We start from the raw sequence: 13,184 nt of genomic DNA, 5'->3' as shown, positions 1-13,184 counted from the left end.
GGACCTCAGGCGATCTCACAGATGTCGAGAATGGTCAGCATGTAGACACGGATCATGTCGAGATAATCGACGATGTCGACCCGCTCGTCCGGCATGGTGTTGTAGCGCCCGCCCGGACCGCAGACGATGCCTTCCATGCCGAGCTCGTGATAAAGATGCCCGGCATCCGTTCCATAGAAGCGGGTCGGCGTGATCGCACCCGTCGGTTGCTTCTCGCCGCGCACGGCCTCGTAGGCGGCGTTGATCGACGTGACGATGCGCGAGGTCGGCGATACCTCGAAAGGCGGCATCAGCGGCCGGCCTTCGATCATCTCGGGAACCAGCTTGGCCTTCAGCCCCGGAAAACGCATTTCGAGTTCGACGAGTTCGCCGGCGAGATCGGCGAGAACGCCTTCCTGCGTCTGGCCGGGTGCGTAGCGGGCGGAGCCCCGGATGCGGACGAAGTCGGAAACCTGCGGCGGCCGCCATTCTTCGAGATCACGCCCGAGAGCACCGTGGACGACGCCGACATGGCCGCGATTGATGGAGCGATGGACCTCGCTTTTCGCGTCGCTGAACGTCATGGCGTTGATACGCGGGATGAGGTCGCAAGCGGCGGCGATGGAGTCGACCGATTGTTCGCGCTTGGAGAGATGGCGGGTGTCGCCGGTCAGCTCGATGACGAAGCTCAATGCTGCCGCATGCATGGTCACGGCCGCGAGGTCGCTCGGTTCACTGTTGATGAAATAATCCGCCTTGACGCCGCTGCGGATGGCCGCGAGCGTGCCGATGCCGCCCTGCAGCTCACCGACCACGTAGGTCAGGATGACATCGCCCTTGAGCTTGACGCCGGCGTTGAGCAGCGTCTTGACGGCGCAGAAATAGGCCGCGTCGCCCGCCTTCATGTTGGAAACGCCGATACCGTAGATGAACTTGTCGTCGACAAGGCCGCCCCAGGGATCGACGGTCCAGCCTTCGGTGACCGGATTGGTATCGAGATGACCGTTGAACAGCAGGCTCTTGCCGCCGCCCGTGCCTTTCAAGCGCCCGATGGCATTGAAGCGCTGGCCGTTGTCGAAAGGCTGCAACTCGGAGCGGAGTCCGAGGGACTCCATCTCGCGCGCCATGACGCGGGCAAGCTCGCGCTCACCATCGGTCTGGGAGTGGCTCTTGTGACGCACCATGTTCGACAGGAAGTCGAGGCAGCTCTTCTCGTCGATTTTGCCGACGAGCGATTTCGGGTCCATTGTGTGCTCCTTGATTTGCAATTCTAGAACGATGCGCCCGCCGGCGCCGGAACCGCCTCGATCAGCTGACGGGTGTAGTCGGCGCGATCGGGGCTGGCGATTTCGGCGGCCGGCACCACTTCGACAAGGTCGCCGCGATACATCACCGCGATGCGGTGTGCGATCTGACGGACGAGATTGAGGTCGTGGGTGATGAAGAGAAAGGCCGTGCCGTGTTTGCGATGCAGTTCCAGCAGCAGCTGCACGATCGAGGCCTGCACGGAAACATCGAGCGCCGAGGTGATCTCATCGCAGATGACGAGTTTCGGCTTGGAGGCAAAGGCACGCGCGATGGCGACACGCTGCTTTTCACCACCCGACAGCTGGTGCGGATAACGATTGGCATGGGTGCGCGGCAGACGGACCTGTTCCAGCAGATCGCCGATCTGCTGCGACTGTGAGCCGCCTTGATCATTGCCATATAATTTCAGCGGCCGCGCCAGAATTTCATGGATCTTCTGTCGCGGATTGAGCGAGGCGTCGGGATGCTGGAAGATCAGCTGGACATCCTTGCGATAGCTTCTGTTCATGTCCGCAAGGCCAGTGATGGTACGCCCGGCAAACTTTATCTTTCCCTCGAACGCGTTGAGACCGGTCATCGCCTTGGCCAGCGTCGATTTGCCGGAGCCGGATTCGCCGACGATCCCAAGGATTTCTCCAGGCTGTACGCTGAGCGTAACAGCGCGGTTGCCGGCGAAGCGTTCGAAAGTGCGGCCCGTCAGCGCCGCGAGAAACGGCTTGCGGCCGTAGTGCACACTGACATTCTCGACTTCCATCAGCGGTTCGGCCTGATAGGATGGGCGCGTTTCGAGCAGCCTTTTGTCCGGTCGCGGCACGGCTGCTAGCAACTCCCTAGTGTAATCCTGACGCGGAGTTCCGAAGATATCGTTGATCGCGCCCTGTTCGACGATCTCTCCTCGCCGCATCACCGCCACGCGCTTGGCTGCGCGCGACAGCAGTGCCAGATCGTGCGAGATATAGAGCGAGGCGACACCCGTTTCCGCCTGCAGATCGAGAAACAGGTCGAGGATTTGCCGTGAGGTGATGACATCAAGCGCGGTCGTCGGCTCGTCGAAGATAATGCATTGGGGGTTGCAGGCAAAAGCGGTTGCGATCACGACGCGCTGCTTCTCGCCTCCCGATGCTTCATGCGGCATGCGCCTCATCATCTGCGCCGGCGTCTTCAGGCCGACGCGGGCAAGCATGGCTTCGCCTTCGCTCCATGCCTGCTTCTTGCTAAGCCCGCGATGGCGCCTCAGCGCCTCGGTCAGCTGCGTGCCGAGCGAGAGAGTGGGGTTGAGAGAGGTGCCCGGGTCCTGGAAGACCATGCTGATGTGCTTGCCGCGCATGCGGCCGATCTCTGCCCGTGACTTTGCCGCGAGATCCTCGCCCAGCAGCCGGATGGCGCCGCCGGCTTCGCGGGCGTTGTCGGGCAGATAGCGCATGATCGACCAGGCAAGCGACGTCTTGCCGGAACCGGATTCGCCAACGAGGCCTATAATTTCTCCGGCGCGGATCTCCAGGTCGATGTTCTTCAACGCGTGAAAGATGCCGCTCGCTGTGAGATAATCGAGCGAATAGTCGCGGATCTGGAGAACCGTATTGTGTGCGGGTTCGCTCATCTCATCCTCCCGTGCGCGGGTTGAGTGCATCGCGTAGACCATCGCCGAGCAGATTGAAGCCAACGGCGACGATGGCGATGGAAAGGCTCGGCCAGATCAGGATGCCGGCGCTGATATGCATATATTGCCGCGCATCGGCGACCATCAGCCCCCATTCGGTCGCTGGTGGCTGGGCGCCGAGCCCGAGGAAGCTCAGCGTCGCGAACAGCATAACCGCGAAGGAAATGCGTATCGTGGTTTCGACGATGATCGGTGCGATGACGTTGGGCAGCATTTCGCGCAGGATGATGTAGGAGGAGCTTTCGCCGCGGGCGATCGCGGCGCTCACATAGTCCTGCTTGCGGATCGATAGTGCGACGCTGCGGGTGATGCGCGCCATGCCGGGCGCAAAGGCAACGGCGACCGCCACCAGGGCGTTGACGCTGCCGGAGCCGAGCAGGTTGACGATCAAAAGCGCGAACAGGAGGTTCGGAATGGACATGACGGCATCGATGGTGCGCATGATCAGTTCATCGGCGCGCCCGCCGAGATAGGCGGACACTGTGCCGATGAAGGCGCCGGCAAAGGTTCCGGCGAGCGTTGCGACGACCGCCGTGACCACCGTTGCGCGCGCGCCGATCAGCAACCGGCTGAGAATGTCGCGGCCATATTGATCCGTTCCGAGCAGATAGGTCATGCTCGATCCCTTGTAACGGGCAAGGATCGACATGGCTTCGGGATCGCGTGGCGCAAGCCAGGGGCCGAAGGCGACGATGGTGAACACCAGAATGATCAGGATCAGACCGATGGCGCCTTGCGGCGTGCGCAACAGCCGCTTGAGAAGATCAATCATACTGGATCCTCTTGTCGAGCCAGGCATAGAGAATGTCGGCCGCGAAATTGACGATGGAATAGGTGGCGGCCATAAGCAGGACGCCCGCTTGAATGGAGGGCAGGTCGCGTGTCTGGATGGCGACGATCAGCTGCCGCCCGATGCCGGGAATGGCGAAGATTTCCTCGACCACGATGATGCCGCCAAGCAGGTAGCCGACATCGAGAGCGACGACGGTGATGGTCGGCAGCAGCGCATTGCGCAGGGCATGACCGAACAGGACGCGCGAATTGGAAAGACCCTTCAGCCGCGCCGCGCGGATATAGTCCGTGTGCAGCACATCGACGAGTTCCGAGCGCACCATGCGCGAGACGTGAGCAATGAGGATGATCGAGATCACGCAGACCGGCAATGCCAGATGGGCGAGGCCGTCGAGGAAGTTCTCTGTAAGCGGCACATAGCCGGTCGGCGGCAGCAGTTGCAGCCAATCGGAGACGATGAGCACCGCGACCGTTGCGGTCACGAACTCGGGCAGTGAAACGCCGGCATAGGAAACGAGGCTCACCACCATATCGGCCAGACGTCCGCGCCGCATCGCGGCGATAACGCCGAGCGGAATTGCCAGCACCAGCATCAGGGCGATCGACAGGCTGGCAAGAAGCAACGAGCGTCCCAGGGCTTCGAACATGACCGGGCCGATGGGTTGGCCGGTGCGCAGCGAATGCCCGAAATCGCCGTGCAGAATGCCGCTCAACCAGTGCAGATATTGCATCCATACGGGATCGTTAAGCCCCATCTGCTGACGCAGGGCGTCCAGCGCCTGCGCGGTGGCGTTCTCGCCCAGCATCATCACTGCGGCGTCGGCCGGCAGGATCTGAGTAATGGCGAAAACGATGAGCGACACGATGACGAGCGTGTAGACGATCATCAACAATCGCTTGAGGAGATAGTTCGGTGACAAGTGCCTGTTCCCTGGCGTTCAGATGGCCGGTTGCGTTTCAGTGAATGCGCGATCGGCCTTCGAGCTGCCTTGCGCATCCGAAGCGACGCGCAAGGCCTGTTTGGATTTCGATCTTAAGGAGGTCAGCTACGCTTTGGCGCCTTGTCGGTCAGGGAGGCGTAGTCGAGACGGAAGACGGATGCGCGCGGATGGACCTCATAGCCCGAGACCCAATCGCGCTTGGCCGCGAGCACGTCGAAGAAGACCGGAATGATCGAGGGAACTTCCTCGTTCATCAGCTTTTGTGCTTCCGAATAAAACGCCTTGCGCTTGGTTTCGTCGGCTGTGCCGCGCGCCTCGTTGACGACCTTGTCGAAGGCCGCATTGTTCCAGCGCGTCTCGTTCCAGGCGGCGTCCGAGGTGTAGAGCAGCTTGAAGATCGCATCGGCCGTCGGCTGCATGTTGTAGAAACCGACGTAGAAATTGCCCTTCTTCCAGACCTGGTCCAGATAGGTAGCTTGCGGCATGGTCTGGACATTGATCTTGATGCCCGCTTCCTTGGCCATTTCGCGCAGCGCAACGGCGAGCTGCGTGCGCTGGCTCGGCTTGTCGGAGGCGATCAGCGTGGCTTCAAAGCCATCGGGATATCCCGCTTCGGTGAGGAGCTTCTTCGCTTCCTCGATATTGGCCTGGCGCAGCGGCAGGTCCGAATAGAAACGGTAGGATGCGTTCAGCGGCGTGTCGTTGCCCGGCGTTCCGAAGCCTTCGGTGACGAAATCCACCATCGCCTGGCGGTCGACGGTGAGCGCCAGTGCGCGCCGGACTCGGGGATCGTTGAACGGCTTGGTGTCGCAGCCGAAGTTGATGTTGCAGAACTGGCCGGATGGGATGCGCAATGGATTGACGCCCTGGGCGTCCTTCATACGCATGAACTCGGTCGGCTGGACCGTGGAGACGACATCGATATCGCCGGCAAGAAGCGCCGAGGTCTGCGCCGAGGTATCCGGGAAAACCTGGATTTCCACGCGATCGAGATAGGGGCGCTTGGGATCGTAGTAATCCGGATTGCGTTCGACGACGATCAATCGGTCGGGCTCATAGGAAACGAGCTTGAAGGGGCCGGTGCCGTTTGCCGAGGTCGAGAGTTTCTTGAAATCGCCGGTCGCGATCGAGGCGGGGATGATGCGGGCCACGGTATAGGCCATGGCGACAGGGAAGTCGGCATAGGGGCCGGAGAGCTTGAAGACGGCCGTCAGGGGATCTGCGGCGGTGACATCGGCGATCGGTCCGACGTTGTTGCGTGCGGGCGATGCATTGTTCGGATTAAGGATCGCCTTGAAGGTCTCGACGACATCGGTCGCGGTGAAGGGCGATCCGTCATGGAATTTCACGCCGCCGCGAAGCTTGAAGGTCCATTCGGTCAGCGCATCATTGGCGCTCCAGGATTCGGCAAGGTCCGGCTCGATGGACATATCGACTTTCAGCCGCGTCAGATTGCTGTAGAGCAGCTCGGTGACCATGTATTCCGGGTTGACACGGGTCAGAAGCGGGTGGATTACGCTGGCTGCCTGATCGACGGAGATCCGCAACGTTCCGCCCTTGGTGGGCGCTGCGCTTTGGGCAAAGCCCAGGGAGGGCACTATCAGGAGCGCGGCCGTTCCGGCCAGAAAATGACGGCGGTTCAATTTCAGCATTCTTATGTTCCCTTATTTTGATGCGGAATATTCAGGCATGAGATCCGGGGAGAAATCGCGCGCGAGATAGGCAAGGATGCTCTGCGCCAGCGCGACGATATCCGTCGTCGTCGTGTACTCTTCCGGGCTGTGAATGCAGCTCTCCGGGCGCCCGAGCCCGCCGAGCAGCACTTCCTGCATGACTCCTGCCTGTTGCACGTAGCCGAAGTCCGAACAGCTGGCGGCACCCCATTTGCTGAAATCGTCGGGCTGATAGCCGAAGCCGAGGCTCAGCGCCTGCTGCCAGCGGGGCCAATGGGGGCCATCTGGATCTCTCGTCGGGATCAGGTGGCCGACAAGGTCGATATCGAAGCTAAGACCAGGCGTTTGCGCCACGCATGCGCGCACCAGATCCTCGAGTGTGGCGCGCGCTGCATCAAAGCTTTCCTCGGGCGCATAACGGCGACTGACGAGGATCTTGATCTCGGCTGCAACCTGACCGCCCGATGTGCCGCCGTTGACGGCGGATATCGACAGCTGTGGCCGCAATGGGCCGCTTGCATGGGGTGGTGGCTGCAGCTCGGACTCGAAGGCGGCGATCTTCGGCTTCAGCGCGTGCAATGCATTGAGGAGGGGAAGGGCGCCCTCGATGGCGTTGATGCCGGAGCCGGTGCGATTGCCTTCTCCAGCATGAACAGCATGCCCCCTGATGGTGATCTGGAGATGAAAGACACCGAAGCAGCCGGCCCATATGCGCGGCGCGGCCGAACCGTTGAAATTGATGATGTGTCCCTTCAGCATGCCCTGTTCAGCGAGGTAACGGATACCGGGATAAAGCCCGCCCTCCTCGTCAGTGCATAGTAGCAGCATCGGATCATAGGCGAGTTCGACCTCGTGGTCGCGGGCGGCGCGCAGGGCGAGCAGAGTTGCGGCAATCGTTCCTTTCATGTCGGCGGCGCCCAGCCCAAAAAGTTGGTCTTCTTCCTGCGTCAGGCGCAGCGGGTCACGCTGCCAGCCGGGGGACACGGGGACGGTATCGACATGGTAATAGAGGCCGCAGATCGGTTTGCTGGTTGATCGTTCGGCGATGAGATTGACGCGAGGCCCCATGGCGGAACCATTGGTGACGCGCCATAGCTCGTCCGGCACGGTCACGCGGCTGGTTTGAAAGCCGAGGGGCTTCAGCAGCTCTTGCATGAGGTCGGCGAAGGCTGAGTAACCCAGACCCGGGGGGAAAGATGTATCGATGGCGATCATTTTCGCCAGATCGGCGACTGTGGTCTCGACATTGCGTTCGATGGCCGCCATGGCATTGGTAAATGGTATTGAGCGAGGTGATAAGGCTTGATCGGCCATGTTGAGTTCCGCAAAGGACGCGCAGAATGAAGAAGGACTCTGCTTTCCTATTAATATAAACTATATAGTAATGATGCTGTCCCGCCTTCCATGAGTCAACTCCAAAGAAGAGGCAATTAATTGCGTGAAATGCCCAATTTTTTAGCAGATACGTCGCGTGCTGCGGATTTGTCCGTACCTCTCTATGAGGTCGTCAAACGGCAAATCACGGAGGCGATCATGATGGGCAAATGGCCGGCGGGGACGGTGCTGCCAAGCGAGGTCGCGCTTTCGGGCATGTTCGGGGTCGCAGTCGGCACGATCAGGCGCGCTCTGATGGATCTGACCAATGAAGGACTTCTCAGCCGCCGCCGCAAGACGGGCACGGTGGTCACGGGGCGAACACCCCAACATAGCTTACGCTTTTTCTTCCAGTATTTCCGTCTGCATGGATTGGATGGGTCGCTGCAAAATTCGACTTCGGATATTCTCGCTCTGGAGCGGCGCCCTGCGAATGAAGAGGAAAGTGTCGGCTTGCGGCTTCAAAGCCTTACAGACGTGATCTCCATTCACCGTCTGCGTAGTGTCGGAGGAAAACCGGTCATGCATGAAGTCATGGCCCTCCCGGCGCATTTGCTACCCCAATTCCCTGAAAGGAAAGAGGACGTGCCAGCGCTCCTTTATCTTTTTCTCCTCGATCGCTACGGCATTCGTATTTCGGCGGTACGTGAGCAGATCGGAGCCGATATGGCGACCGAGCAAGATGGCCGATTACTTCAACTGGACCAACCAAGCGCAGTGCTAACCATCGACGAAGTCGCATATGATCAGGCGGCCGTTCCCATTCTTGTGGCGAAGCATCGCGCAACCACGAGAAGCCATCGCTATGTGCATGAGGTTCAATAGCGCAGTGGGAAAAGTTCTCCCGAACGGTCATTTTCTGTCACCCGGGCACATGCTGCTCAAGCGCGTCGTGTAGGCCGATCGCATCGACAACCAGCTTCGCCGTGATCAGTTTCTGCCCCTCGATGGCCGCCTGGATGCGGTCGAGCGCCAATGGCAGAACGTCGTCAGACAGCTTTAAGTCATCGGTCATTGTTCATTGGTCACGCTCCATGTCCATGAGAACGACATATCGTGGATCTCACATGCTTGATGAACAGCCACTGACGGCCACGCATCCGGTTCGCAGCAAGAATGGCTTTTGCGAATCTCATCGCTTGTCGGAATGCCATGCCGACTAATACATCGGGCTAGACCTCGACCTTCATCGATCCGATCAAGGCTTCCCTCGAGGCAAGGCTCGTCATTGCGCGATCGCCCATTTCACGGGCCACGAGATTAAGCAGGCCCTCGCAGAACACGATGTATGCGCCCATGCTGTTGCTGAAAAAGCTGCTCGAATGGGGCACGAAAAATGCGTGCCGGGAGGGGCCGACGAGAGGGGAGGCGCGCGTGTCCGTCACCGCTATGACGATGAGGCCGAGCTTGGCTGCGATTTCGGCCACGTTGGCGACGCTGCGTGTGTATGGCGCGCAGCTGGCAACGACGACAACGTCTCCCTTCTCCAGTTGCGCCAAAGCTTCGGCGACGCCAAGGCGAGGTGCATCCAGGAGAGAGACGTCGCTCCGCAACATCCCCAGCCCATAGGTCAGGAAACTCGCAAATGCATGAAACTGACGGACGCCATGGACCCTGACACGGCGGGCATTTGCAAGCAGATCGGCGGTTTCCAGCAGCGAGTTTGGCTCGAGCTGCGCCAGAAAGCCGTCGATGTTGCTCTTGGTCTCCAGGCCAAGCCTGTCGAAGATGTGCAGTTCCTCCTCGCTGTCCTCTTTCGTGGACAGCAGACGGCCCGCCTGGCGGCTGTAGAAGTAGCGATCATCGGATGAGAATGCCTGGCGGAAAACACTCTGGAAATCGCTGAACCCGGCAAAGCCGAGTTTTTGCGAAAGTCGCGTCAATGTCGAAGCATTCACCCCGAGAGCGTCGGCCAATTCGGATATGGTTCGAACGGCGGTTTGCTCTGGCGTATCCACCAGCTTCGCCAGCACGTCGAGCGCCTTGTTGCCAAGCGAGATATTGGCATTCTCACGATTGATGCTCACCGTGAGCTTTCGAAGTTCCTCGATCGTGGCCGGTTTCGCAAATCCGGCGGTCTCATCCGTTAAAGCCATGCCCACGCCTCGATATCACATTGTCGCGGTCTTCAGGCCGATATTCTCGAAACGAGCCGCTGGTCCCGCTACATCATAGACAGCCCAATCGACGCTGTCCTTGCCGATCTTGAACACCGCGGTCGCCAACGTGTTCTCGTTGTCGGGATCGTCGGGCTGGATGCGATAGATCGGAAGCGCGTGATGGTTCCGATCCCAAAGGATGGACAATGGGTCCGGGGGGCCATCGCTTGCCTTGAGCATATCCTGTCCACGGTCCTGACGCGAGTTGGACGACCCCGTTATGATTTGCGGCTCCGATATCATCCGGGCATGGACGAGATGGTTCGCATGGACAGATGGGCTGGTGATATCCGTTATCGAGCAATTCGTATGGGTGAATTCGACACTGGTCAGACGAGACTGACCGGCCTGCACCAGTGTCAGGTGAAACGCACCGGCGCGCGGCGCGTTGGACAGCAAGGCCAGCGCCGCGTCAATCGTCGGGCAGTCGAGGATGGCGCGTGTCAGCACCATCCGTGGCAATCCGTCCCCGCCAAGCTTCGAACGGATGTTGTTCACGGTCAGCACGAGGCCGCTGCCATTGATCGCGAATGTATGTCCGGGTATGGAGCCCGGATAGACGAAAGCCGTGAAGGGCTGGCCTTGTTCGGAGATAATGGTCGCGAGCACGCATCCCGGTCTCAATCCCGGATCGCCGTCCTCGTTATGGGCGACGACAGGGAATGGGCCTGGCACCTGGACGGTGGTGCAGCCGTCCGGCGCCATCGCCCAGACATCGCCCCTGCAGTTCCACGCAAAGACGTCGTCAAAGGGCAGCCGCAGTCCGTCCGCCAGGCCGGAAAGCTCCTGCCAGTAGTGTGGGTAGCGCTGTTCGACCAGCGATCTGGCTACCCGTATCCGGTCGCTGTCCTTGAACGCCATGACCGTCGCCCAGGCATAGGTCTTGACGAGATGATCGTGAACGAGAGCGGCACCCTGGCGTCCGAGGCCTTGACCGATATCGTAGTGGCTTCCCTTCAGGGTCAGGCTGGTTAGGCGATAACGGGTGTCAGTGGACATGCTGCAGGAACTCGCGGAGACGGGGATTTTTGGGGGTGTCGAGAAGAACGGCGGGATCGCCGTCAACGGCAATATCGCCGTTCTCCATGAAGATCAGCCTTGTTCCGACCTGGCGGGCGAAACCGATCTCGTGTGTCACCACGATCATCGTCATGCCCTCCTCGGCCAACGACTGCATGACGCGCAGTACCTCATGGCGCAGTTCCGGGTCGAGCGCCGAGGTCGGCTCGTCGAACAGCATCAATTTCGGTTTTACCGCCAGGGCGCGGGCGATAGCGACACGTTGTTGCTGGCCACCTGATAACTCCGATGGATAATGGTGGCCGCGATCGGCGAGACCGACCTTCGCAAGCAGCGCGGATGCCTGCTCGATTGCCTCTGCCTTGCCGAGATTGCGGACCCTGCGCGGCCCGAACGCAACATTCTCAAGCGCTGTCATCTGCGGGAAGAGATTGAACTGCTGAAACACCATCCCGGCTTCCCGCCGAATCAGCCGGACCCTGGAACGGCTTTCGCGAACGCTTATTCCATCGACGATCAGGTCACCGCCGCTGATGTCCTCAAGCGCATTTATGCAGCGCAACAAGGTGGATTTCCCCGATCCGGACGGGCCGATCAGCACGACGACTTCGCCCTTACCAATCTTGAGGTCGACATCTTTGAAGACCGAAACCGGCCCGAAATTCTTGGTGACTTTCTTGAACTCGACGAGGCTCATAGGATCCGCATCCTTTTCTCGGTTACGCGCAGGATGAGGGTCAGCGCTCCGGTCATGATCAGATAGAACACGGCAACGGCCGACCAGATTTCGACGGCGCGGAAGTTCGCCGCCATGATCTCCTGGCCCTGGCGGGTCAGTTCACCGACACCGATGACGATGAACAGCGATGTGTCCTTCAAACTGACGATGAACTGATTTCCGAGCGCCGGGATCATGCGCCGGAAGGCTAGCGGCGCGACGACGTAGAACAGCACCTTCCAGAGCGGCAGACCCAGCGCGAGACCAGCTTCCGTCAACCCTTTGTGAATGGACAGAAACGATCCCCGGACGATTTCCGCGATGTAGGCGCCCGCGTTGACGACGATCGATGTGATTGCCGCCGTCATCGGATTTATCCTGATATCGGCGACCAGCGGCAGTGCAAAGTAGATGAACATCACCTGCACCACGATCGGCGTGCCGCGGATTAGCTCGACATATATCAAGGCGAGGCCGTTCAGGAGGATATTGCCATATGCGCGCATCAGGCCGGCAACGATGCCGATAGCGAGGCCACCGGCAAGCCCGGCAAGCGCGATCATGACGGTAAGCTGCGCGCCCTTGAACAGTTCCGGCAATGCCTGCCAGACGACGGACCAGTCGAATTCCATGGGACTCATCTCCATGCGAGGAAGGAGCGCCGGCGAAGCCGGCGCTGGCAATTTCGTTCGGAGATCAGCTCTTCGGCGGTTCGGCGCCGAACCACTTCTTGTAGATGGCGTTATAGGTGCCGTTGGTCTTCAGCTTGGCCAGCGAGACGTTGACCTTGGCGACAAGCCCGCTGCCCTTGGGGAATGCCATGCCGTACTGCTGGGCCATCATCTGGGCGCCGACTGTCTTCACCTTACCCTGGCCGTTGGTCTTGATGTAGTAGAGCACGTTCGGCGTGTCGTGCATCGCAGCGTCGGCCCGGCCCGTCGCGACTTCCAGATAGGCATTGTCGCTGTTGGGGAAGAGGCGAAGCTCCGTATCCTTGAAGTTTTCCTTGGCGTAGTCGGTTGCGGACGTCCCGGTCTTCACGGCAAGCGTCTTGCCCTTGAGATCTTCCGGTCCTTTGATAGTGCTGTCCGTCGGGACCATCAGCAGGAAGCCGCTGTCATAATAGCCATCCGAGAAATCGATGACCTTCTTGCGCTCGTCCTTGATCGTGATACCGGCTAGACCGACATCGACCTGCTTGGTCTGAAGGGCGGGAATAATGCCGTTGAAGTCCATCGGTTGCAGCGTGTAGGTGACGCCAATGTCCTTGGCGACGGCATCCCAAAGGTCGATGTCGAAACCGACATATTTGTCACCTTCCTTGAATTCGAAGGGCACGAAAGCCGTATCGGTGGCAACGATCAGATCGGCGGCCCGTGCGGGAAGCGAGAATGCGATTGTCGCCGCAACGGCGGCTCCAAGCAGGTATCCAAATTTCAGTTTCATGCGTGTTCCCCTTTTTTGATAAATGCATGTGGCGTTTGCTCTTCGTCTGCATGTGCAAATATAGAATGCTTTTATAAGTTTGTCGCACTTGAAATTTGCGCACCAGTGCCGAGA

The 13,184-nt window shown here is 59.9% G+C and carries 13 protein-coding genes; 1 reads left to right on the top strand and 12 read right to left on the bottom strand.

Annotated features, from left to right (window positions below):
- Window positions 1-5: 5 nt before the first annotated feature.
- The 6 genes from ACQZ6F_RS28675 to ACQZ6F_RS28650 form a co-directional block, all read right to left on the bottom strand.
- The gene (locus ACQZ6F_RS28675; RefSeq protein WP_449095632.1) at window positions 6-1,226 is read right to left on the bottom strand and encodes a M20 family metallopeptidase; all 1,221 of its coding nucleotides are present in this window, start codon (window positions 1,224-1,226) and stop codon (window positions 6-8) included.
- 23 nt (window positions 1,227-1,249) lie between these two features.
- Window positions 1,250-2,887, bottom strand: coding sequence for a nickel ABC transporter ATP-binding protein NikE (nikE, locus tag ACQZ6F_RS28670; RefSeq protein WP_449095633.1), 1,638 nt, complete (start codon window positions 2,885-2,887; stop codon window positions 1,250-1,252).
- 1 nt (window position 2,888) lies between these two features.
- The gene (locus ACQZ6F_RS28665) at window positions 2,889-3,719 is read right to left on the bottom strand and encodes an ABC transporter permease (RefSeq protein WP_449095634.1); all 831 of its coding nucleotides are present in this window, start codon (window positions 3,717-3,719) and stop codon (window positions 2,889-2,891) included.
- Window positions 3,712-4,659: an ABC transporter permease gene (locus tag ACQZ6F_RS28660; protein ID WP_449095635.1), complete on the bottom strand. Its 948-nt coding sequence runs from the start codon at window positions 4,657-4,659 to the stop codon at window positions 3,712-3,714. Before ACQZ6F_RS28660 ends, ACQZ6F_RS28665 begins: the two co-directional genes overlap by 8 nt.
- Before the next feature lie 122 nt (window positions 4,660-4,781).
- A complete protein-coding gene (locus ACQZ6F_RS28655) occupies window positions 4,782-6,332 on the bottom strand; it encodes an ABC transporter substrate-binding protein (protein WP_449095636.1) in 1,551 nt (516 codons plus the stop codon).
- A gap of 12 nt (window positions 6,333-6,344) precedes the next feature.
- Window positions 6,345-7,667, bottom strand: coding sequence for a M20 family metallopeptidase (locus tag ACQZ6F_RS28650; RefSeq protein ID WP_449095637.1), 1,323 nt, complete (start codon window positions 7,665-7,667; stop codon window positions 6,345-6,347).
- Window positions 7,668-7,796: 129 nt separating this feature from the next.
- On the opposite strand from ACQZ6F_RS28650, the gene ACQZ6F_RS28645 reads away from it, so the two are divergent.
- Window positions 7,797-8,552: a GntR family transcriptional regulator gene (locus ACQZ6F_RS28645; RefSeq protein ID WP_449095670.1), complete on the top strand. Its 756-nt coding sequence runs from the start codon at window positions 7,797-7,799 to the stop codon at window positions 8,550-8,552.
- Window positions 8,553-8,589: 37 nt separating this feature from the next.
- Here ACQZ6F_RS28645 and ACQZ6F_RS28640 read toward each other — a convergent pair whose 3' ends face one another.
- The 6 genes from ACQZ6F_RS28640 to glnH all read right to left on the bottom strand — a co-directional run bounded on the left by ACQZ6F_RS28640 (window position 8,590) and on the right by glnH (window position 13,070).
- Complete coding sequence (locus tag ACQZ6F_RS28640) at window positions 8,590-8,742, bottom strand: hypothetical protein (RefSeq protein WP_449095638.1); 153 nt, start codon at window positions 8,740-8,742, stop codon at window positions 8,590-8,592.
- 157 nt (window positions 8,743-8,899) lie between these two features.
- Window positions 8,900-9,823, bottom strand: a complete 924-nt coding sequence (locus ACQZ6F_RS28635) for a MurR/RpiR family transcriptional regulator (RefSeq protein ID WP_449095639.1) — start codon at window positions 9,821-9,823, stop codon at window positions 8,900-8,902.
- A 15-nt stretch (window positions 9,824-9,838) separates the two neighbouring features.
- On the bottom strand, window positions 9,839-10,885 hold the full coding sequence (locus ACQZ6F_RS28630; RefSeq protein ID WP_449095640.1) for a C45 family autoproteolytic acyltransferase/hydolase: 1,047 nt from the start codon (window positions 10,883-10,885) through the stop codon (window positions 9,839-9,841).
- Window positions 10,875-11,603: a glutamine ABC transporter ATP-binding protein GlnQ gene (glnQ, locus tag ACQZ6F_RS28625; protein ID WP_449095641.1), complete on the bottom strand. Its 729-nt coding sequence runs from the start codon at window positions 11,601-11,603 to the stop codon at window positions 10,875-10,877. Before glnQ ends, ACQZ6F_RS28630 begins: the two co-directional genes overlap by 11 nt.
- On the bottom strand, window positions 11,600-12,256 hold the full coding sequence (gene glnP / locus ACQZ6F_RS28620; RefSeq protein ID WP_449095642.1) for a glutamine ABC transporter permease GlnP: 657 nt from the start codon (window positions 12,254-12,256) through the stop codon (window positions 11,600-11,602). Before glnP ends, glnQ begins: the two co-directional genes overlap by 4 nt.
- 64 nt (window positions 12,257-12,320) lie before the next feature.
- Window positions 12,321-13,070 (bottom strand): glutamine ABC transporter substrate-binding protein GlnH, encoded by a 750-nt coding sequence (gene glnH / locus ACQZ6F_RS28615; RefSeq protein WP_449095643.1) that lies wholly within the window; start codon window positions 13,068-13,070, stop codon window positions 12,321-12,323.
- Between the last annotated feature and the right edge of the window lie 114 nt (window positions 13,071-13,184).

This window comes from Rhizobium sp. A22-96 (assembly GCF_053521805.1).
This window is presented reverse-complemented; position numbering and strand designations above follow the sequence as displayed.